Annotated in this window: 16 protein-coding genes; 9 read left to right on the top strand and 7 right to left on the bottom strand. The window is 65.8% G+C overall.

The window, feature by feature from the left end; genetic code table 11:
* Nucleotides 1–15 precede the first annotated feature (15 nt).
* A complete protein-coding gene (locus tag DFR29_RS15690; RefSeq protein ID WP_166654126.1) occupies nucleotides 16–4398 on the bottom strand; it encodes a glycosyltransferase in 4383 nt (1460 codons plus the stop codon).
* A 74-nt stretch (nucleotides 4399–4472) separates the two neighbouring features.
* Nucleotides 4473–5423: a UDP-glucuronic acid decarboxylase family protein gene (locus tag DFR29_RS15685; RefSeq protein ID WP_133819557.1), complete on the bottom strand. Its 951-nt coding sequence runs from the start codon at nucleotides 5421–5423 to the stop codon at nucleotides 4473–4475.
* 100 nt (nucleotides 5424–5523) lie between these two features.
* Here DFR29_RS15685 and DFR29_RS15680 point away from each other — a divergent pair, with 100 nt between their 5' ends.
* The 3 genes from DFR29_RS15680 to DFR29_RS15670 are packed head-to-tail and all read left to right on the top strand — an operon-like array spanning nucleotide 5524 to nucleotide 9948.
* A complete protein-coding gene (locus tag DFR29_RS15680; RefSeq protein WP_133819556.1) occupies nucleotides 5524–8280 on the top strand; it encodes a hypothetical protein in 2757 nt (918 codons plus the stop codon).
* Nucleotides 8217–9155 carry a prenyltransferase gene (locus tag DFR29_RS15675; RefSeq protein ID WP_133819555.1) on the top strand — a complete coding sequence of 313 codons (939 nt, stop codon included), beginning with the start codon at nucleotides 8217–8219 and terminating at the stop codon, nucleotides 9153–9155. The genes DFR29_RS15680 and DFR29_RS15675 overlap by 64 nt, the downstream gene beginning before the upstream one ends.
* Before the next feature lie 16 nt (nucleotides 9156–9171).
* Nucleotides 9172–9948, top strand: coding sequence for a glycosyltransferase family 2 protein (locus tag DFR29_RS15670; RefSeq protein WP_208113613.1), 777 nt, complete (start codon nucleotides 9172–9174; stop codon nucleotides 9946–9948).
* A 112-nt stretch (nucleotides 9949–10060) separates the two neighbouring features.
* Here the strand turns inward: DFR29_RS15670 and DFR29_RS15665 are convergent, their stop codons facing one another.
* Nucleotides 10061–10426, bottom strand: a complete 366-nt coding sequence (locus tag DFR29_RS15665) for a hypothetical protein (RefSeq protein ID WP_133819554.1) — start codon at nucleotides 10424–10426, stop codon at nucleotides 10061–10063.
* A 291-nt stretch (nucleotides 10427–10717) separates the two neighbouring features.
* Nucleotides 10718–11059: a hypothetical protein gene (locus DFR29_RS15660; RefSeq protein WP_133819553.1), complete on the bottom strand. Its 342-nt coding sequence runs from the start codon at nucleotides 11057–11059 to the stop codon at nucleotides 10718–10720.
* Nucleotides 11060–11271: 212 nt separating this feature from the next.
* Here DFR29_RS15660 and DFR29_RS15655 point away from each other — a divergent pair, with 212 nt between their 5' ends.
* Both DFR29_RS15655 and DFR29_RS15650 read left to right on the top strand, forming a co-directional pair.
* Entirely contained in the window at nucleotides 11272–12138 is an 867-nt protein-coding gene (locus DFR29_RS15655; RefSeq protein WP_208113612.1) for an ATP-binding cassette domain-containing protein, read from the top strand.
* A 1-nt stretch (nucleotide 12139) separates the two neighbouring features.
* On the top strand, nucleotides 12140–13693 hold the full coding sequence (locus DFR29_RS15650) for a hypothetical protein (protein ID WP_133819551.1): 1554 nt from the start codon (nucleotides 12140–12142) through the stop codon (nucleotides 13691–13693).
* A gap of 41 nt (nucleotides 13694–13734) precedes the next feature.
* Here DFR29_RS15650 and DFR29_RS15645 read toward each other — a convergent pair whose 3' ends face one another.
* Nucleotides 13735–14364, bottom strand: a complete 630-nt coding sequence (locus tag DFR29_RS15645; protein ID WP_133819550.1) for a TetR/AcrR family transcriptional regulator — start codon at nucleotides 14362–14364, stop codon at nucleotides 13735–13737.
* Nucleotides 14365–14448: 84 nt separating this feature from the next.
* Here DFR29_RS15645 and DFR29_RS15640 point away from each other — a divergent pair, with 84 nt between their 5' ends.
* Nucleotides 14449–15114 (top strand): O-methyltransferase, encoded by a 666-nt coding sequence (locus DFR29_RS15640; protein ID WP_133819549.1) that lies wholly within the window; start codon nucleotides 14449–14451, stop codon nucleotides 15112–15114.
* Nucleotides 15115–15218: 104 nt separating this feature from the next.
* Nucleotides 15219–16100 carry an SDR family oxidoreductase gene (locus DFR29_RS15635; RefSeq protein WP_133819548.1) on the top strand — a complete coding sequence of 294 codons (882 nt, stop codon included), beginning with the start codon at nucleotides 15219–15221 and terminating at the stop codon, nucleotides 16098–16100.
* A 172-nt stretch (nucleotides 16101–16272) separates the two neighbouring features.
* Here DFR29_RS15635 and DFR29_RS15630 read toward each other — a convergent pair whose 3' ends face one another.
* Nucleotides 16273–18261 carry a matrixin family metalloprotease gene (locus DFR29_RS15630; protein WP_166654125.1) on the bottom strand — a complete coding sequence of 663 codons (1989 nt, stop codon included), beginning with the start codon at nucleotides 18259–18261 and terminating at the stop codon, nucleotides 16273–16275.
* A 457-nt stretch (nucleotides 18262–18718) separates the two neighbouring features.
* On the opposite strand from DFR29_RS15630, the gene DFR29_RS15625 reads away from it, so the two are divergent.
* Both DFR29_RS15625 and trmY read left to right on the top strand, forming a co-directional pair.
* Nucleotides 18719–19492, top strand: a complete 774-nt coding sequence (locus tag DFR29_RS15625) for a DUF11 domain-containing protein (protein WP_133819546.1) — start codon at nucleotides 18719–18721, stop codon at nucleotides 19490–19492.
* 100 nt (nucleotides 19493–19592) lie between these two features.
* On the top strand, nucleotides 19593–20201 hold the full coding sequence (trmY, locus tag DFR29_RS15620; RefSeq protein WP_243746074.1) for a tRNA (pseudouridine(54)-N(1))-methyltransferase TrmY: 609 nt from the start codon (nucleotides 19593–19595) through the stop codon (nucleotides 20199–20201).
* A 142-nt stretch (nucleotides 20202–20343) separates the two neighbouring features.
* On the opposite strand, the gene DFR29_RS15615 is transcribed toward trmY, so the two are convergent.
* A complete protein-coding gene (locus DFR29_RS15615) occupies nucleotides 20344–20727 on the bottom strand; it encodes a helix-turn-helix domain-containing protein (RefSeq protein ID WP_133819545.1) in 384 nt (127 codons plus the stop codon).
* Nucleotides 20728–20740: the final 13 nt, after the last annotated feature.

Below are 20740 nucleotides of genomic sequence, written 5' to 3'. Positions count from 1 at the left end.
CTACACGCCGCGATATCAGCCAGGCTGTAACGGGGGAATTTCGGCAAGCCGCGCCGTCACCGCCGCCAGACTCGCCGCAGCCGAAAGGCGCTGGCTCACGCTCGCCTTGGCGTTTTCCCCGATCTGGCGTGCATATAGCGGGTCGTCGGCCAGCCGCCTGAGGTAGGCCGCGGCCTGGTCGACGTCGGGCTCGGCCCAGTGCTGGCCTTGCCAGGCCGGGTATTCGCCCTCCTCCACCGCAACCAGCGAGTAGCCGACGAGGCAGCTGTTGTCCGCGTCCATGAAGGCGAGGTTGCCGGAATACGCCGTCGCGACGACCGGCTTGCCCAGCAGCATGCATTCGGCCATGCCCAGGCCCAGGCCTTCGGAGCGGTGCAGCGAGACATAGCAGTCGCAGCAGGCCTGCAGGGCCCACATGCCGCGGCGGTCGAGAAATCCGTCGCGCACCTCGATGCGGTCGTCGCCTGCGGCGGCGTCGATCAGACGGCGCAGCGCATCGGGGCGACGCTCGCCATTGGTGGTCTTGATCACCAGGCGCACGTCGCGGCGGCCGTCGGCGAACGCCCGGCGGAATGCGGCGATCACGCCCTCCGCGTTCTTGCGTACCGCGAAGGAATTGAAGTCGAAGCTGAAGAGGCAGAGGAAGACCGCCTCGGGCAAGCGGAATTCGCTGCGCGAATAGCGCTGGGGCAGATTCACGCCGAGCGCCACCGGCACGATGTGTACGGGCTTGGCCGTGCAGGCGGCAATCGCGTCGCGCACGAACGGCGAACTCACCCATATCTCGTCGACCAGGTCGATCGCGCCATGCCATTCCGCCGGGAATTTTTCCAGTTCCCAGAACCAGCATGCGATGTTGTAGCGCCCGGCGAACACCGCATCGCCCAGCTGCTCGCGCGCGATCGGCATCTGGTCGGCATTGATGCAGAACAGGTTCACCGCGTAGCGGCATTCGTCCGACAGGAAACGCTGCATGCTGCGATCGCTCTGGCGGCTGGCGACGCCCGTATCGAAATTGCGTACGACGAACGGCACTCCCCCGCCGTGCAGCGCATGCGCATAGCGGCGCAGCACCTCGGCAACGCCGAATTCGCCGTGGGCGTAGCCGACCAGATTGATACCCGTCGGCTTGATACCCGTCGGCTGGTGCGGGCTCGCTGCCGGAATGGCTATCGCAGATCTTCCTGCGATGCGCTCCAGCCGGCGACGGACGCGATTTCGCGTCGTTTCCGGAATCGTGGCGTAGAAACGCCGCGCCGGCCGAAAGCGGTAGCTCCAATTGACGACGTCCAGGCAGACGGCAGCGGCATGGCTTGCCAGCCCCGGCGCGGAATGCCGTTGTTGCAATGTGGAATCCTGTCCATCGTCGACCACGCACACCGCCAGTGCGCGGCGCGCCGGATCGAGATGCCGCTCGGGAATGCCCATCTCCTGCTGCGCGGCGCGGGCAAACCAGCGGATGAACCCGCGCCTGCCGGCGGCCTGGCCTATGTCGAATGCCTGCTGCAGGTCGGCGCGCATTTTCCACACGGCGTACATCAGCCGTGTCATCGGCGCGTCGGCGCGCATGGGCTGCTCGTCGCAGGGCAGATCGTACAGGCGCCGGTCCATGGAGAACGGATCAGCTTGCGGCTGCGCCGCTCCTTTGTCGAAATAACGCCGGTAGACGGCACGCACGGGATCGCAGATCGGCTCGCCGTCGACGAACCTGCCGAATGCATAGGGTTTGCGGCGGTGTTCGACATGGCCGTTGGCGGCCAGACGATCGAGGTATTCCGCGTACAGCGGCTGCAGCTTGCCGATCGTTGCCTGGGTATGGCGATTCTGGTGCTTGGAGAACTGCGCAGGGCGATCGAGATCGACGCCGCTGAAATGGACGAAAGCGAGCCGCTGGTTTCCTGCATACCAGTGCGGCCCGCGCCGCGACACCGGGCGTTGCGACAAATTCCAGTAAGCGAGGTTATATCCTTTGTCGCGCAGGATATGTACGTCCGGAAACAGGCCCGGCACCAGGTCGACCCATTTCTGGTCGGTGAACAGGCCCGCCGCAATGTCGCTGAAGGCACCGAATTCGAGGCGATCAGACCACCAGGCGATCAGGCGGCCGGCTTCGGCGTGGGCACCGATCGCGACGAATCCGCAATTGTAGGTACCGCTGGCCAGGATTTCGCGCTCGCCAGGCTGACGACCGTCGTCGACGGGTTCGACGAGATGCGGCGTCAGCACTGCCAGCGCACCATCGGCGAATGCGGCTTCGACTTCGGTGAGCGGCTCGACCACGAGAATATCGGGATCGAGGTAGACGATGCCGTCGCCCGGATGGCGCCGGCGCAGATGGGCGAAGGCAAACGGTTTGATCGCCGTATTGAATTCCATGATGGTGTAGCGAAACGCGAACGCATCGAAATCCGGCAGGTCGAGTGCCTCGGCGGCAATGGTGGTGAACGGGGCAGCGGCGAGCGCGCCATCGTCCTCGCCATCGGCGCGGTCGGCGAGTATCAGGTAGCGCGGCGCATCGGGATACTGCGCCGCCACCGACTGCATCAAGGTCGTCGCGTAAGCCAGGTAGTTGCGCGAGGCAATCGTGAAAAATACCGGCAGTCCCTGGCGCGCCAGCAGTTCCGAGCGTTTTTGCTGCGTCGCCTCGCTGCGCACTTGTTCGAGTGTCTGCGCGTACTCCAGCGCCTCATCGCGGCTGTCTTTGAGCGACTGGGCGTATTCGACAGCGCGGTCGCGATCCTGCGCCAGCGACCTGGCATAGTCGGAGGCATTGCCGTGTTCGCGCTCCAGCAGTTCGACGGTTTCTTGCATACGCCGTGCGTGCACGGCCGCCTGCGCGATGCGCGCGTCGCGCTGCTCGATGTCGGCGGCAAACTGCGCATGCAGGGCCGCGCGTTCGTGCTCGCGCGTTTCCTCGCTTGCACGGACGCGGTCGCGGTCCTGCTCCAGCGATCTGGCGTAGTCCAGGGCGTTGCCGCGTTCCTGCTGCAGCGTTTCGATGGTTTGTTCCATCCGCCGGGCGTGTACGCCTGCTTCCGCAATGCGCGTATCGCGTAGATCGATCTCGATGGCAAAGCTGCTGCGTTCCTGCTGCAGAGTTTCTAGCGTTTCTTGCATCTGCCGCGCATGCACGCCTGCTTCCGCGATGCGTGCATCGCGCAGGCCGATCTCGACGGCGAAATTGCTGCTTTCCCTCTGCAGCGTGTCGACCGTTTCCTGCAATTGCCGCGCATGCACGCCTGCTTCCGCGATGCGTGCATCGCGCAGGCCGATTTCGACGGCGAAATTGCTGCGCTCGCGCTGCAGCGTGTCGACCGTTTCCTGCAATTGCCGCGCATGCACGCCTGCTTCCGCGATGCGTGCATCGCGCAGGCCGATCTCGACGGCGAAATTGCTGCGCTCACGCTGCAGCGTGTCGACCGTTTCCTGCAATTGCCGCGCATGCACGCCTGCTTCTGCGACGCGTGCATCGCGCAGGCCGATTTCGACGGCAAAGCGGGCATGCATGTCGGCGCGTTCGCTGTCATGCCGCTGCGCGGCGCTGTCGGCGCGCTGGCGCAGGTCGCCGAAAACGCGTTCCCTGGCGATGAGACAGGGGCCGAGCAGGCCTTCGGCCGCCGCGACGGCCTGTGCCGCCGCGTCGAATGCCGGCCACGCCGTTTGCGGCGACTGTACCGACTGCACCAGGCCGGCGTAGATGCCCTGGCAGATTCCCGCCAGCGCATCTGACGCCACGGTATCTGCAGGATGGCCTGCTCCGTGGCCGCCGGCACCGGCATCGAGGAAATCGTCAATCGCCGTATCCACGCGCTGCCAGTTCGGCCAGTCGATGCCAAGCTGCCGGCCCATGCGCGCGAATTCCCCACGCCAGTTGGCAAGCACCTGGTCGAATTCGACGAAGGTGCGTGCCTGGCCGCGCGTGAATTTTTCCGCCGCCAGCACATAACGAAGCCATACGGCGACTCCCTGCGCATGCGGCAGCACGTTGCCGCTGGACAGCCTGCGCTCGCGCACTTCCAGCGAGGCAGCGACTGCATCGGGGTGCCGGAAGGGCAGCACGAATCGCGGCACGATGGCTGACTGGCGCAGCGCTTCCGACCAGAGCGGAAGAAACAGCGCAATGCGCGGATCTTTCAGCACGAACACGTTCGACGAGGGGTATTCGTCGGCAACGAGATCGCGCAGGCGGCCTGTCCATTGCTGCGCAGCGGCGCTGCCGAACCAGCCAGGCGGGAAGTTCACCGGCGAATACAGGTCGGAACCCAGCTCTGCGAGCATGCCGTTGTGCAGATCCTGCACGGCGCGCGATTCCCAATGGCCGCGCTCGTTGCCGATGGCGGCGGGAATCAGATCGTGGGCGAGATCTGCCCCGAGGAGATTGACGATGCGCGTCGTCATCGAGGTGCCACTGCGATGCATGCCCGCGACGATGATTGCCGTTCTTTCCGCTCCCCTCATCTGCTGTTCTTGCCTCATGCGTTCAGGAGCAGGCGAAAATAGGCGATCGTTTTCCTGAGCCCTTCGTCGAGAGATACCGTGGGTTGCCAGCCCAGCGCCTGCCTGGCCAGATCGATGTCCGGCCTGCGCACTTTCGGATCGTCCGGCGGCAGCGGGCGGTGGACGATCCGCGACGGGCTGCCGCTGAGCCGCAGCACGCATTCGGCCAGCTCGCGCATGCTCAGTTCGGCGGGATTGCCCACGTTGACCGGGCCGGTGAATCCGGCGGGCGTTTCCATCGCCGCCAGCAGCGCCCCGACCAGATCATCGACATAGCAGAACGAACGCGTCTGGCTGCCGTCGCCGTACAGCGTGACGTCGTCGCCGCGCAGCGCCTGGACGATGAAATTGCTGACGACGCGGCCGTCGTCGGCATACATGCGCGGGCCGTAGGTGTTGAAGATCCGCACGACCTTGATCGGCAGGCCGTATTGGCGGTGATAGTCGAAAAACAGCGTTTCGGCGCAACGCTTGCCTTCGTTGTAGCAGCTGCGCAGGCCGATCGGATTGACCCGGCCCCAATAGCTTTCCGGCTGCGGATGCACTTCCGGATCGCCGTAGACCTCGCTGGTCGACGCCTGCAGGATGCGGGCGCCCCGCCGCTCGGCCAGCGCGAGCATGTTCATCGCGCCATGCACGCAGGTTCTCGTCGTACGCACCGGATCGTGCTGGTAGTGAACCGGCGATGCCGGACAGGCGAGATTGAAGATGCGGTCGACCTCGACATCCAGCGGCAAGGTGATGTCGTGCTGCAGCAGCTCGAAGCGCGGATGCCCCAGCAGCGGCGCGATGTTGTCGCGCGTACCAGTGTGGAAATTGTCCACGCAAAGGACGTCGTCGCCACGCCGTATCAGCGCATCGCACAAGTGGGACCCGAGAAAGCCGGCACCGCCCGTCACCAGTGTTCTCTGCCCGCTTGGCTGCATCTAGATAGGGTTTCCGTATCACGCCTGAGCAATCAACATAGCAAGGGCACCCGACGCTGTCGATCCGCTAAGCTTGCGCGCCCATGCTGCCTCGCCACCCATGACCACCAGCCCGAGACACCCGCGCCGCTCGCGCCTGCGCTCCCTGCTGGCGCCGCTGATGCTGGCCCTGGCCTGCCTGCTGGTCTACAACGCCAACCTGCGGCAGATCGGCGCCGGGGACACCGTGTCCGCCCGCTACCTGCCGCTGATGCTGTGGCACGACGGCACGTTGGCGCCAGGTGCGCAGGCACGCCTGTTCGCGCACGGTCATCCCCTGGCCCTGCCGCGGTTCCGGCCGGACAACGCCGACGGCAAGGCCGTCTACTTCGAGCCGACGGCCTACTGGCTGGTGCGCACGCGCGAGCACGAGCTGGCTTCGTTTTATCCCGTGGTGACGCCGCTGATCGTGGCGCCGCTATACCTGCCCGCGGTGCTCTGGCTCGACGCCCGGGGATGGGAGCAGCCGCATGTCGACCGGGTGGCGGAATGGATGGAGAAGCTCGCGGCGTCCATTCTTGCCGCAGCCGCCAGCGTCGTCGTATTCCTGCTGTTGCGCCGCGAGGGCAACCGCTGGAGTCTGCCGCTCGCGCTCGCGTTCGCTTTCGGCACCAATACCTGGATGATTTCCAGCCAGGCACTGTGGCAACACGGTAGCGGCGAATTGCTGATCGCCCTGGCCCTGCTGCTGGCCCTGGCTCCGGCGAATATCGCGCGCACGGCGCTGCTGGGCGCCGTCTGCGTGCTGATGGCGGCCAACCGCCCGCCGGATGGGCTGGTTGCCGCGGCCATCGGACTTTTCGTCGTATACCGGGACTGGCGCAGCGCGGCGTGGCTGACGGCCGGCGCCGTCGTGCCGCTGGCGGCGCTTGTGTACTACAACCTGGGTTTCATGGGCCATCTCGCCGGTGGCTACGGCGTGGTGAAGCCGCCGGTCAATTTCTTCCAGAGCAACTGGACGGGACTGGCAGGCTTGCTGGTCAGCCCGGGGCGCGGGCTGCTGGTCTTTTCGCCCTTCCTCGCCTTCGTCGTCGTGGGACTGGTCCAGCGCCTGCGCTCGCCCGACACGAGAGCGCTGGCCGTGGCGCTGGCTCTTGCCGTCGTCGGCCAGCTGCTGCTCTACGCCCAGGGCGACTGGCGTGCGGGCACGGCCTGGGGGCCGCGCTGGCTGACCGATGTACTGCCTATCCTGCTGTGGATGCTCGCGCCAGCGCCGCTGGTTCTGCGCCCTGTGGCACGCAGCCTGTTCGTCGCGGCGATCGTGGTGTCGGTCGGCGTGCAGACGGTGGGCGCGTTCTGGTACACGAAGACGAGCGACGAGCTGATCTATGCCGGAGACCCCGCCTCCATGCACGGCGCATGGAATCCGCAAAATATCCCGTTCGTTACCGAGCTGCGCCATCCGCCGGCACCGGGCGAGCTTCTTTGCGACGCGATGGGCACGATCGACCGGATCGGGCAGACGCGGCTGCCCGCGGCCGGAAAACTGCCGGAGCTGGAACCCGGCGCGCTGCTCGAAGGTTGGGCACTCGCCTGCGGGCGCTCGCCCGCCCAGTTGTTGTTGCTGGTGAATGGCGTCGTCGTCGGCACGACGACGCAGTTCCTGCCGCGCGCCGATGTCGACGCGGCCATGCACACGCGGGCGCCGGCCGGCTGGCAGATCAGCGCAAACCTGTGGGGTGTTGCGGCCGGCGAGCAGGTGCTTCAGCTCGCGGTGCGGGTCGAACCGCGCAGCGATTTCCGCATCGTCCGCGAGCAGCGCGTGATGGTACGCGCGCAAGCGCTCGCGGCGAGCCTCGCGACGAGCGATGTGCCGCCACCACTGCCGGCGGCGGCGCTGGATACGCTGGCCACCCGCGCGACAGCGCTGCTGCGCGAGCACCAGACCGAGTACGGCGCCTGGCTCACCGCGCATACCAGCAGTCTTGGCTACCAGGCGCCGCAGCCGGAACTGAATACATTCCTGACCTCGACCCTGGTCGACCTGCTCTCGCCGCTGGCGCCATCGCACGGTCTCGATACGGCGCTGGTACGCGCGCGTGCACACCTGGCAGCGCAGATCGAAAGCAACGGACTGGTGCGCTATCACGGACTGCCGGACGGCCCCGCGATCGGCACGCTGGGCTGCGCCATCACGCCGGACGCCGACGACACGGCCCTGGTGTGGAGAATCGCCGGCCCCGGCGCCGACGATGCCCGCCGGCAGCCGATGCTCGACGAACTCGCGCGCTACCGCGACGCGAGGGGCTTGTACCGCACCTGGCTGGCGCCGCGAAAGCACTATCGCTGCCTCGACCCCGGCAGCGACCCGAACCCGACCGACATTGCCATCCAGCTGCATGTCTACCTGATGCTGCGCGAACTCGATCCGCCGTCGGCGCAGAAACTCTGCGGCAACCTGCAGCATGCGTTTCGCGACGAAGACATCTGGGTCTACTACGCCAAGTCGTCGCTGCTGCCGTATCTGCGCGTGGCCGAACTGCAGCAGCGCGGCTGTCCGCTGCCGCTGCCGGCGGAGCGGCTGGCCCTGCCCGTCGGCGGACAGGCGATCTGGAGCGAGGCAGTGCACTGGCTGGTCGCCGCTACCCCATCGCCGCAGGACGCGCAGGCGCAGCACGCCGCGCGCCGCGTGCTAGCGCAGCTCGCTGCCGACGACTTCGCCCTGGTCCGCCAGTCGCCCCCGCTGCTGTACCACAACGATCTCAGCGCGACGGTACGACGCTTCTACTGGTCGGAGGATGTCGGCTACGCACTGTGGTTGCGACTCTACCAAGCCGCCGGCGGCGACGCCGAACCGCCTCCGCAAGCCGCGCCATGACCGCAAAGACTGTCCGCCAGTACGGGCGCATCATCCGGCACTTCGCGTCCACCCGGGCGCTGGAAGTGCTCGCGCTGCAGGCCTCGCCGATCCTCGGCATCTTCCTCGGCGGCTACCGCATCGAACGCGACGGCGTCGTCGCGCCCGGCTTGCTCGCGCTCGGCAGCTGCGCGCTCACGGCGCATATCTTCGTCTTCAACGATTGGGCCGGGTACGCCAGCGATCTGCGCGATCCGCTACGGGCACCGCATGTCTTCAGCCGCCAGGGCATCCGCCGACGCGAGGTCGCGTGGAGCGCGATCGCCCTCCTCGTCCTCGCCATCGTTGCGTTCGCCGCCGTCGGTATGCCGGCGTTGCTGTTCGGCGCCGCGATCGCCGCGCTCGGTTTTCTGTACTCAGGCTCGCCAGTACTCGGCAAGAGCACACCCATCGCGGCATCGCTCAATCATCTGCTCGGCGGCACGCTGCACTTCCTGCTCGGCTATACGCTGTCCCACACGCTCGATGCGAACGGTGCCTGGATCGGCCTCTTCTTTGGCCTGGTGTTTGCCGCAGGCCATCTGAATCAGGAAGTGCGCGACTACGACGGCGATCTCGTCAACGGGATACGCACGAACGCCGTCGTATTCGGCCGCCGGCAGGCGTTCCTCGCCAGTCTGTTCACGTTCACGGCGGCCTATGCGATGCTCACCGGTCTGGCAGCCTTCGGCATCCTGCCGAGGCTGTTGCTGTGGAGTTCCGTCGCCTGGCTGCTGCACCTCGCCTGGTCCCTGCACGCACTCCGGCGCGGACTGGATTTCGAAACCGCGCAGTGGATGCAGCGACGCTATCGTTGGCTGTTCGCGCTGGTCGGCCTGGTGATGCTGGCCGGATGAACGCGGTGCTGATCGGATGAAAGCCGACCTGATGAAAGCAGATGGGGATGCTTCGCGCGGCGTCGGGGAAATGATGCCGATGAAACTGTCCGTGGTGATTCCCTGCTACAACGAGGAGCGAACCATCCGTGCCCTCGTCGACGCCGTGCGCCTGTCGCCCTACGCGCCGAAGGAAATCATCATCGTCGACGACTGCTCGCGCGACGGGACGCGAGCGATCCTGCAAACGCAGATCGCACCACTGGTGCAGCAGATCCTCTATCACGAGGTCAACCAGGGCAAAGGCGCGGCGCTGCGCACCGGCATCCAGGCCGCGACCGGCGACATCGTGATCATCCAGGACGCCGACCTGGAATACGATCCGAACGACTATCCGCTGCTGCTGGAACCCATACTGGCGGACCGCGCTGACGTCGTGTTCGGCTCGCGCTTCAGGAATGCGCGGCCGCCTCGCATGCTGTTTCGGCAATGGCTCGGCAACACCGTGCTCACGCGCCTGTCGAACCTGTTCACCGGGCTGCAGCTGACGGATATGGAAACCTGCTACAAGGTTTTCCGTCGCGAGATCATCCAGGCAATCCGCATCGAGGAAGACCGCTTCGGCTTCGAGCCGGAAGTCACTGCCAAGGTCGCCAGGACCGGCTGCCGTATTGAAGAAGTCGGCATCTCGTACCACGGCCGCAACTATGCGGAAGGCAAGAAAATCGGCTGGAAAGACGGCCTACGGGCACTGTGGTGCATCGCGAAATACAGCCCGTCGATTCGCGAAAGGCTACGTAGGCGCCGGCGCTGACGGCGCGGCACCGACGAACCGGTAGCCGCCGGCCGGCGGCACTGCCGGTCGATAGCGACAATTTCCACAAAGTTTCGTCAGCGGCGGCGCGCGGCAGATCGCCGGAGCCCGATCATTGCGCCGGCAGCAGCCGGTCGCCCTGCTCTGCCGCGTGACGCCACCGGTCGGCCCAGTGTTCGCAAAGATCGGCCATGACATTCAGCTCGCTGGCCAGCGCGTGCGCGCGCAGCGCGTCGTCGATGTCCGCAGACCATTCCGCCAGCCGCGGTGCCGCGCTGGCGAGCAGCGCCTCGCCGTGGGCTTGCACGATCGCCTGCACATCGGCTTTCCAGTAGACCGGCGCGGCGGCGGTCGTTTCGAGCTTGCGCTGCAGGCTGTTCACGCTCCCGGCGTGAACGAAGCGGCGGTATTCCCGCAGATGCGCCACACGTTGCTTCGGGGCGGCAGCCGCGAGATCGCGCATCGCGTGCGCGAGCAAGGCGAGACGCTGCCCTGCCTCTGCGGATTTGCCCGCGCCGAACTGTTGCGTGACGAAGCCGCACTCGCCCGATGCGCATTCGGTTGCCTGAATGTATCAGCCGGATACCGATCGGCCTGTCGTAGCCGCGGTACCTCAAGCGGATCGCCCGGCACAGCGTTGGCCTGCCGATCCGCTCGCGCGGACTTGCCGAGGTATCCACCAGACGCGACAACGTCGGAGACCGCACGGGCGTGGTCGACATCTCGCGGCGTCGGCGACGTCATCATCGCGGGCGCGGCAATCGATGGTTCAGCGTCCGGGACTTGTCCGATCGGATAGCCAGCTACCCGCGCATTGATGCGCCGAGGCTGTCAGTTTCCAGGGCACGCGGATTTTTTTGTGTAACAAGTAAATAGTATTAATTGTTTTAGCAATCGAGTGGCCGAGCCGAATCCCGATATCGGCGCACAACGCGCCGGCCCGCTCGCGCAGCGCCGCCTCGTCGACGACACCGGCCATGCCGCATGCGCTTGCCGTTGCCCGCGCGCAAGCCCGCAGGATCTGCTCGCGGCGCGCCGCCGATGCAGGAAGCCTGCCTGCGCGGACAGCGCCGCCCGATGGCGCGCAGCCCGGCGGTTCGCCGTCCAGCAATGCCCTCAGCGGATCCCCAGTCGCATCTCTGCGGCACCAACACGCGTTTTCGGCACAGAACGAAATGCGTCGATGCGGACAGGGCCATATGTCTTATGACCCATGTGGTTTAGTGTTATAGGTAACTACACTACCAGCACAAGGGACGATTTCAGCACATCGCGGAGCGCCCTTCCTCAAGGGGCGTTGCCGTGACGAATTGCGAACTTGTAGTGGACTCAGTGGGTTATCGCTATCCCGGCGGGCATCTCGCGGTATCGGACCTGAGTCTCACGCTCGGACCAGGCATCCTTGGCCTGCTGGGTCCCAATGGTGCCGGCAAGTCGACGCTGATGCGGATCCTGGCGACGCTGACCCGGCCTTCGGCGGGCAAGGTCACCTGGAACGGGGCAGATATCGCCACCGATCCGAACGCTTTACGCGTCGCCTTGGGCTACCTGCCGCAGGACTTCGGCGTCTATGCGGCACTCAGCGCCCGCGAATTCCTCGCTTTCCTGGCGGCGGTCAAGGGACTGTCCGGCGCCCTGGCGCGCGAGCGTGTCGACAGCTGCCTGAGTCTGGTCGGCCTCAACGAGGCGGCGGATCGTCGCCTGGGCGAGTTTTCCGGCGGCATGCGCCAGCGTGTCGGCATCGCGCAGGCGCTGCTGAATGACCCGACGTTGCTCATCGTGGACGAACCGACCGTCGGCCTGGACCCGGAAGAACGCATGCGGTTCCGGCATTTGCTCACCGATCTGGCCGGCCAGCGTCTGGTCATTCTCTCCACCCACATCGTGTCGGATGTGGAAGCCAGCGCGACGGCGCTTGCCGTGATGTCGGGCGGGTGCCTGCGTTTCCACGGCACGCCCGAACAACTGCTGGCTCAGGCCGATGGTCACGTATGGGAATGGACGCTGGCGCCGGAACAGCTGGCGGAGGCGCGCGCAAAATTCGCCGTATGCGCTTCCTTGCGCCGACCGGATGGCATCCGTGTGCGCGTGGTCAGCGCCGAGTCACCGCACGCCGAGGCACAAGCGGTCACGCCAGCGCTGGAAGACGCCTATACCTGGCTGCTCGGCGCCGACGCAGGGCGCCACTGAGATGGCCGCACTGCAGCGTTTCCTCGCCATCTTGCTGGCCGATCTGCGCGAACGCACGCGTAGCGCGCGGTTCTGGGTGATCCTGGCCGGGATGATCCTGTCCATCAGCCAGTGCTTTCCGCCGCTGGATGCGCACTACCTGGTCGTCGCCCTGCACGGCGGCGAACGCGGCTACTACTCCAGCGCCTGGGTCGGCATGGTCGTGGCGATGATGTTCAATACCCTGTTCAGCCTGGGCGGGTTCTATCTGGTGCGCGGCACGCTGGTGCGCGACATCGATACCCGTGTCTGGCAACTCCTGGTGGCCACGCCGATGACGCGCGGCGGCTACCTGCTGGCGAAATGGGCCAGTCACATGGTGATCTTCGGCGTTGTCGTCGCGGCCGGGCTTGGCGTGGCCCTGGTCGCGCAATGGGTCCGCGCAGAAGACCGTTCCATCGACGTGCTGGAACTGGTCAAGCCGGTGCTGGTGCTGAACCTGCCGGGCCTGGCGATCACGGCGATGTTCGCCATCTGGTTCGATCTGCTGCCGTGGTTGCGGCGCACCGCGGGCAATGTGCTGTTCTTCTTCGTGTGGATCGCCATTACGTCGGTATCCGTGGCGCAGCTCGAAAACCCCGATAGTCGCTTCGTTCGCGACGGCTGGGTCAGCGACCCCAACGGCATGGTTCTGGTCGGGCGCGATTTCAATCGGATACGCGAGCAACAGACCGGCAAGCCGCAAGAGTTCGGCTATACCGTCGGCCATGTAGGTACCAAGAAGGAACCGGTACGGTTCGACTGGAAATCGTGGCCGGTGCAGGCGATGGATGTGTTCGGTCGTGCGCTGTGGGTGCTGTTCGCGCTGGCTGGCGTACTCGCCGCCGCGCCATGCCTGGACTGGGCCGCGGCGCGCGGCGCCGGCTCTGCCAGGACGCGATCCGTGGCCGGTTCACGTCTGCGCTGGCTGGACCGGCTGCTCGATTGTTTTGCCCGCGGCCGGGTCGGCATTCTCGCCGCGGCGGAACTGAAATCCGCGTTGCGCAGACGCCGTATCTGGTGGTGGTTGGCGGCTCTGGTCGCATTCGGCCTGCAGGCCTTCGCCAGTGGCCTGGCGATGCAGGTCGGCATGCTGCTGGCGTGGGTACTGCCGCTGGATATCCTCGCGCGCAGCATTCTGCAGGAGAAGGAACACGGCACCGGCGGACTCGTGTTCGTCGCACCCGGGATCCTGCGTCGCCTGCTGGCCGCGCGCTTCGTGGCAGGCTTTGCCTTGCTTCTGGTTCTGACCTTGCCGGGTGTGCTGCGCTTGCTCGCGACCGCTCCGGTCGCGGCGCTGGCGGCCATTGCGGTCAGTGCGTCTATCGTCAGTTGGGGCCTGTGCCTGGGTGCGCTCTGCCGCCACGCCCGGCCATTCGAGCTGGTGCTGATCGTTGCGACCTATGCCGCGCTGCAGGGCGTGCCGGTGTTCGATCTGCAACTAAATCCACAAGTTACTCTGATCTGGCATGCACTGGCGTTGCTGCCGGCATGGTTGGCGCTGGCCTGGACCTGGCCACGGCTAGCGCGCCAGTGATGGCCAGATCGGCAAAGCGATAAAAATACAGTAGGCCATTGTCAGCCGCCCAGGCTCTGGAGGTAAGCACAAAACATTTCTCCCATCGCCGCCGCAAATGCTTCGATCTCCTGTTCCGTCCGCGGGCTTTCCGAAAAGCTCTTGCCCGCCGAACTCAGCGTGGTCGTGATCAGATCGCCGACTACCGCGCGTGCCGCCTCCGGCACCGCCGGCAGCAGTTCTTCCAGGTACATCGTGAAAGCCCCGTCCGCGGCCGACCGGGCTGCTTGCGCTTCCGGCGCATCGCGATACAGCGGCGCGGCATCGTCGAGCGCCACGCGCATCTGCGCTTCATCGCATTCGGAGCGAATGAACACGCGCACCAGCAGGCGCAGCCGTTGTAGTGGCGGATTTTCCACATCTGCAAGAATACCGCTCAACAGCTGCGACGTTTGCCGCCATTCGTCGCTCTGCAGCCGAAACAGGATCGCCGCCTTGTTCGGGAAATACTGATACAGCGAGCCCACGCTGACGCCCGCCTTCTCGGCTACGCGCGCCGTCGTGAAACGCTGCGCGCCTTCCTTCGCCAGAACCTGAGCAGCCGCTTCGAGGATCACGCCCATCAGTTCGTTCGAGCGCGCCTGCTTTGGTTTTTTTCGCAGCGAAATCAGTGGTTTCTGGCGGTCACTCATGAGGTTTCCCGAATGCGAATAGCGAATATGACGAATTCGTCGCATTCTAATTCGAACCCGAAACCCCTGCACCGGAGACCCCGCATGACCACCCTCACCGCCCCCCCTGTCACTGCGTTGCTCGACCGCCTTTTCGACGAAGCCTCTGCAGCGTCGCCGGCGTCGAGTGCCGCCTTCGCTGCGCTGACGCGCGAAGACCGCGAGCGCCTGATGCGCAGCAAGACCGACTATCTCGACTACTACGCCAGGATGAAGGATTTGCCACTGCCCGTATCGCGCGAAACGGGAGTGCTGCTTTACATGCTGGCACGCAGCAGCCGCGCACGCACGATCGTCGAGTTCGACACTTCGTTCGGCATTTCCACGCTGCACCTCGCGGCGGCACTGCGCGACAACGGCGGCGGCCGCCTGATCACCACGGAATTCGAGCCGTCGAAAATTCTCCGGGCGCGCGAAAACCTGGCGGCCGGCGGCCTCGCCGACCTGGTGGAAATCCGCGCAGGCGACGCGCTGCAAACGCTGCGCAGCGACCTGCCCGATACGATCGACCTGTTGCTGCTCGATGGCGCCAAGGCGCTCTATCCCGAGATCCTGAGCCTCGTGCAAAGCCGCCTGCGGCCTGGCGCGCTCATCGTCGCCGACAACGCCGACTACAGCCCCGACTACCTCGCGCACGTGCGTCTGCCGGCGAACGGCTATCTGTCCACGCCGTTCGGCGAAGACGTCGAACTGTCGCTGCGCCTCGGTTGAAACGACGGCATCTGCAGGCATACGTCGCCCCGACAGTCCGGCGGCATGGCCGAAACCGAACAGCTTGCGCGGCAACCGTGAATATCCATATAGAGGGTTCAACAATGCATATATTCGTCACCGGCGCCACCGGTTGGGTCGGTTCGGCCGTGATCGAGGACCTGCTGCGTGCGGGTCACACTGTCACGGGTCTCTCTCGCAGCGACGACAAGGCGGCCGTTCTCGCCGCGACCGGTGCGCGTGTCGTTCGCGGCACGCTCGACGACCTCGACCTGTTGCGTAACACCGCATCGACGGCCGATGCCGTGATCCATACCGCGTTCAACCACGACTTTTCGAAATTTGCCGCCAATGCCGCGCAAGACCGTCTCGCCATCGAGACATTGGGCGGCGCTCTCGAAGGATCGCAACGTCCGCTGCTGGTCACCTCAGGCCTCGCACGGCTCGCACAGGGCCGTGCCGCCACCGAGGCCGACGTACCTGGCCCGTTGTCGCCGCGACAGTCCGAAGCGGCGGCGAAAACGCTGGCCGAGCGCGGCGTGCGCGTCGCGACGGTCCGGCTGGCGCCGTCGGTCCACGGCCTCGGCGACTACGGATTCGTAGCGTTGATCGCGCGCCTGGCACGCGAGAAAGGCGTGTCGGCCTACATCGGCGAGGGGCAGAACCGCTGGGCCGGCGTGCATCGGTCGGATGCCGCGCGCGTCTACCGGCTTGCGCTGGAACACGGCGTTACCGAACCGGTCTATCACGCCGTCGCAGACGAAGGCGTTGCGTTCAGACGCATTGCCGAGACGATCGGCCGCCAGCTCGGACTGCCGGTCGAATCGCGCGCGCGGGAGCATTTCGGATGGTTCGCGGATTTCGCGGCGGCGGACATGTGGGCGTCGAGCGCGCACACGCGCGCCCGATTGGGCTGGGAGCCGGTCGGACCGGGCCTGCTGGCCGATCTGGATCAGGCGGGCTACTACGCAGACGCTTCGTCTTGAGTGACTTGTACAGCCAAGCAGCGTCCGGCGCGGATCGGCAAGGACCCGCGCCGGACGGATTCGGACTTCACTTCGGCAGACAGCGCCTCAGCGTTGCGCGCGAAACGGATTGCGCTCCAGGGGAGCGAGCGCCGCGCACGCGGTAGCGCCAAGGTGCGGCCGGCGAAGTGTTTTACTCGAAGGCGCCGTTGAAGATCAGGTTCGGATCGATCCGGTGTTCCAGCTGGAAATTGCCCTGCTGGTTGCGATCGAAGCCGCTGACGACGACAGTGACCAGCTGATTCGACGGCGCGGTCCATGCAATACGCGACTGCTGGCCGCATTCGTCGTCGCCGATCAGGGTGTGCGTGCCCTGTACCGTAGTGACGGTGTCGAACGCGGCGAGTCCACAGGTGGAAAAGCGATACGTCTTGCCGATCTGCGCGTTGAAGCGGAATGTCCACACGCCACCGGGGCCGATGCGGCCGACGCTGCTGTTCTGCGCCGAGGTGGTCGGCGTCAGCATGACTGGCAGATTGGTGATGGCGACAGGATTCTCCAGCGTGCCCCAGGCGGAGTCGTTGCCGGGTACGACATCTACGCCGCCGCTCGACGCCAGCGCGATCGCGGTGAAGTAGACACCGGTCGGCACGGTGTTGGCCACGGCAAAACTGCCGAGGTTGAGCGCACGGATACTGTTGGGATAGGTGCCGACGGTAGTGACGAAATTGGCCCGGCCGAGATTGACTGCAGCGGTGTAGGTGAAGCGGTTCTGCACCAGATAGAGATCGACCGCCGGGTTGACGATGGTCGTCGTGCCGAGATTTTCCAGCGTGACCGGCGTGGCCAGGCTCAGGTTCTGGCCGTGCTGGAAGCTCGGCGCAGCCGGCACGCTGGCGGTATAGGCAGCGTCGTTGGCCAGCGGATCGTCGGCCGTGGTGTACATCGACAGAGTGGCGTCATGAATGGCGATGCCCGGATACACACTACGGATGCCGGCGGTGTCGTCGCTGTGGATGCGCGGGTTGCGCGCCCATTTCGGGCCGTAGTTCATGGTCGACGGCCAGAACACATTCTGCGTTTCCCAGGGATGCTGCAGGCCCCAGGAATGGCCGAGCTCGTGCTCGATGGTCTGGCGGAAGGCCCAGGCCGCGGATGCATTCTCGGTGCCGAAGGCGTCGTCCAGGGTCCATTGGAAGGCCGGATTGGCGGCGATGTCGGATTCCACGATGGGACCGCTGCCGAACCAGCGCGAGAAGCAGATCGCCAGCGTCGTCGCGCCCCAGGGCGCACCGAACTGCGCCTGCATGTCGGCGTTGCCGGGAAAGCCGGCCAGGTCGTAGACATTGTTGGTCCAGGCCCAGGTGCCGGTGGGATTGACCGACACGCGGAAGATGTCGCCGTAGCGGTTCCACTCCGCCATCATCTGCTGGTCGACCGGGCTCCACACCCAACTGCTCGGGAAGTTGTTGAAGGTGATGAACGGTGCCGGCGCGTGCTGCACCACGTATTCGGGCAGGAACGGCAGCGGTGCGTCGGCGAAGCGCGTGCTGACGAAGGTGCTTTCGTCCTGACGGCCCGGCGGCAGCACCACGTCCTGGTTTTCCAGCGGACGCTGCGACAGCGACGACGCAGGTTTGATGTCACGACGGTATTGCGCAGCCGGATAGGCCTCGCGGCTGCGACCACGCAACATGTCGTCGTCGATCACAGCAGCCTTTTTCACCGCGTCGCGGAACACGGACAGGTCGCCGCCGCCGAGCAGGCGTCCCGTCGACGCCTCCACTTCGCGTGCGCCGGCCGCGCCGTAGCGGACGGAGGAGAACACCGGGTTGTCCTCGCGGTTGAGGATCAGCAGGTAGCGCGCACCGGCCCGCAGCACGGGCAGATCGCTGAGCTGGTGGGTTTCCTCGCCGACCGTGCCGCCGCCCTGGGTCAGCACGAACCTGGCATCGAAATCGCCGCGCAGCGCTTCGACGCGGCGCAAGGTGTAGTCGGTGACAATCAGCGTGCCCTGTGGATTCCAGCGCGATTGCGCTTTTTCCACTTCTGCAACGACGATGCGCGGTGCGCTGGCCAGCTCTTGCAGCGAGGACGGCACCAGCTGCGCCGCCATCGCCGGCAGCGCGAAAGCGGAAATACCCGCGGCGACGAGCGCTGCGGCGATCAGGTTCCTGTACATGCATTTTCTCCTTTTCCGAAAGTGAGCGGCGAACCGGCATGGCCGGTATGGATCCGCTGTCGGGAAGAGAGAACGAACGGGAAGCGAAAACCGAAGCAAAGTCGTGCGCGGCAACGGCGGAGGTGCGCCGGCCACGGCGGAACACTTCGCCATGCCCCGCGTTTGCAGTCTCCACTACGCGGCTTTCGCCACGTTTTCTACCTTGCAACCACACTGCGCAGTTGCCAAGACGGGCTGCACTTCGCGCCGGCCTGTTCGCCTCAGGCATGGCGGCGGCCACACCGGCGGCCGGTTTGGGCACGACCGGAACGCCCCCCCGGCCGGCGCATCACACTTCTGAGCCCCCAACTACGCTGGCAGCTGGTGCTATCCGGATCAGGCTGGCACCCGACCATGGGCTGACGTATTTTGCGTCGGAAAAAACCATTGCTGCTGGGGCAGTCGCAAGGGTCGACGAGTGAGGCACCACCTTGATCGAGTTCGACGACGACGACGGTTCCCAGGGCAGCCTGGCGCCAACCATCGCCGGCGCGACGCTTATACAGCAGTCTGCGCCATCGACGCCGCAGCCACCGGCACGCTGAGCAACACGGCCAGCGTCGCTGCACCGGCCGCTACCAACGACACGAACCCGGCCAACAACAGCGCAACCGACACCAGAACGATACTCGCGCCTGCCGTCATCACCGGCAGAAAGACGGCGAGCGGCACCTTCCTGCCCGGCGGCGCGGTGACCTATACCGTCACGCTGAGCAATGCGGGCGGCAACCAGGGCGACAATCCCGGCGACGAGTTCGTCGACACGCTGCCGCCGCAGCTGACCCTGGTCTCGGCCACGGCAAGCAGCGGCACGTCCGTCGCCAGCGTCGGCACCAATTCAGTGAGCTGGAACGGTGCCATCCCGGCCGGCGGCAGTATCACCGCAACTATCGCCGCGACGATCAATGCCGGTGCCAGTGGCCCCATCAGCAACCAGGGACAGATCTTCTTCGACAATGATGCCAACGGCAGCCACAACGCCACCGTCGTCACCGACGACCCGGCAGCGGGCGGTACAGCGGATGCCACGGTGTTCCTGGGACTCGGCGGACCCGTCACGCCACCGGTGCCGGTGCCGATCCTGAGGCCGTTCGGCATGGCGCCGCTCACCGGCCTTGCCCTGGCCGGTCTGCGCTGGCGGGTGAGCTGCAGGACGGGCCCGCGATGCGGGTGTATCGAGCCGGCGTATTGACGCGGCGAAGCGTCCATGTCCTGATCGCCGGCCTTTTCCTGATCCGGTGCGGACGCCTGGTGCTTGCCGGCTATCCCCGATCCGCTGCCGGGACAAATTCATGGTCACTCCCATCATGCGAACCTTTGTACTCAGAGCGCGTGCAGCACCTACCGACAGCGCGAAGCTGCTGGCTTCCGTGGGAAAGGAGGCGCATACCGAAATCCTCGCGCATACCCTGATGAACGCAATCTTCGTGGCGCAGTCGCATCGGGCGGATGTAGTGGTCTACCTGGTGCTGGAGAGCACCCAGGATTTTTCACGAACGATTCGTTTCGACGCCAACGCGATGCAGGACATCGGCGGCTTTCACGAGCAGGCCCTGCTTGGCAAGGTCGCCAAGGCGCTAGATACCTCCAAAGGCATGGGCAAGGAAGAAATGCGGCCGGTAGAGACCGGCGTTACGGTACGCACCGTCAGCTTCGAGCGGCTGGTCGGCGAACTGGCCGAACAGTGCCAGCTGTACGTCATGGACCGGAAGGGCACATCGATTCGCGAGCAGGCCTTCGAGGCCAATCCCTGCTTCCTGCTGACCGACCATATCCCGATGCCGAAAAAGGCCTTTCACAGTCTTGAACGCCAGGGTGCCAGGAAGATCTCGCTGGGATCGAAAATGCTGTTCGCCTCGCAGTGCGTGGTGCTGATCCACCATGAGCTGGATCGCAGCTGACCCTTCGCCTGGGCCGCTGCTCTTGACGCCGGCAGTTTCTACGCGGATCGATGAACGCGCTGCCTGCGCCGCGGCAGCCAACCGCCCTGCCCCGCTCAGTCCCGGACAACGTGGCCGGTCGCACTATCGCAGCAAGCCGCCGTCAGGTCGGCTTGGCCTTGCCAGCTGCCGGCTTGCGCCGCGCAGAGCGTGCACGCTCGGCCGCCTGCGTACCGTGCGCCGTCAAGATGGCGCTGATCAGGCCCGGGAAACGCTGCTGAATTTCCTGGCAACGGGTTGTATTGCGCATCTCCACGCCGTGCCGCTCGCTGCGGATCAGGCCGGCTTCGCGCAGGGCGCGAAAGTGCTGGGATAGCGTGGACTTGGGAATGTTCCGGTCGCAGACCTGGAGAAAGTTCGAACAGCTCAGGGCGCCGTCGGCGGCGGCAATGCCGGCATAGATCGCGGCGCGCACGGGGTCGGACAGGGCGTGGAGCAGGCCTTCCACGGTCACGTCCTCTATCGATGGGTGGGTCAGCGGTTTCATGCGGCCATCTTAT

The sequence above is a fragment of the Tahibacter aquaticus genome (genome assembly GCF_004363655.1).
In the GTDB taxonomy this organism is placed as follows: Bacteria; Pseudomonadota; Gammaproteobacteria; order Xanthomonadales; family Rhodanobacteraceae; genus Tahibacter; species Tahibacter aquaticus.
Note: the sequence above shows the minus strand (reverse complement) of the source record. Positions and strands in the feature narration are given on the sequence as shown.

What these genes read in the sequence shown, in the direction of transcription:
- DFR29_RS15690 (WP_166654126.1), bottom strand. Translation starts at nt 4,398, where the DNA reads ATGACGACGCGCATCGTCAATCTCCTCGGGGCAGATCTCGCCCACGAT.
- DFR29_RS15685 (WP_133819557.1), bottom strand. Translation starts at nt 5,423, where the DNA reads ATGCAGCCAAGCGGGCAGAGAACACTGGTGACGGGCGGTGCCGGCTTT.
- DFR29_RS15680 (WP_133819556.1), top strand. Translation starts at nt 5,524, where the DNA reads ATGACCACCAGCCCGAGACACCCGCGCCGCTCGCGCCTGCGCTCCCTG.
- DFR29_RS15670 (WP_208113613.1), top strand. Translation starts at nt 9,172, where the DNA reads ATGAAAGCCGACCTGATGAAAGCAGATGGGGATGCTTCGCGCGGCGTC.
- DFR29_RS15650 (WP_133819551.1), top strand. Translation starts at nt 12,140, where the DNA reads ATGGCCGCACTGCAGCGTTTCCTCGCCATCTTGCTGGCCGATCTGCGC.
- DFR29_RS15645 (WP_133819550.1), bottom strand. Translation starts at nt 14,364, where the DNA reads ATGAGTGACCGCCAGAAACCACTGATTTCGCTGCGAAAAAAACCAAAG.
- DFR29_RS15640 (WP_133819549.1), top strand. Translation starts at nt 14,449, where the DNA reads ATGACCACCCTCACCGCCCCCCCTGTCACTGCGTTGCTCGACCGCCTT.
- DFR29_RS15635 (WP_133819548.1), top strand. Translation starts at nt 15,219, where the DNA reads ATGCATATATTCGTCACCGGCGCCACCGGTTGGGTCGGTTCGGCCGTG.
- DFR29_RS15630 (WP_166654125.1), bottom strand. Translation starts at nt 18,261, where the DNA reads ATGTACAGGAACCTGATCGCCGCAGCGCTCGTCGCCGCGGGTATTTCC.
- trmY (WP_243746074.1), top strand. Translation starts at nt 19,593, where the DNA reads ATGGTCACTCCCATCATGCGAACCTTTGTACTCAGAGCGCGTGCAGCA.
- DFR29_RS15615 (WP_133819545.1), bottom strand. Translation starts at nt 20,727, where the DNA reads ATGAAACCGCTGACCCACCCATCGATAGAGGACGTGACCGTGGAAGGC.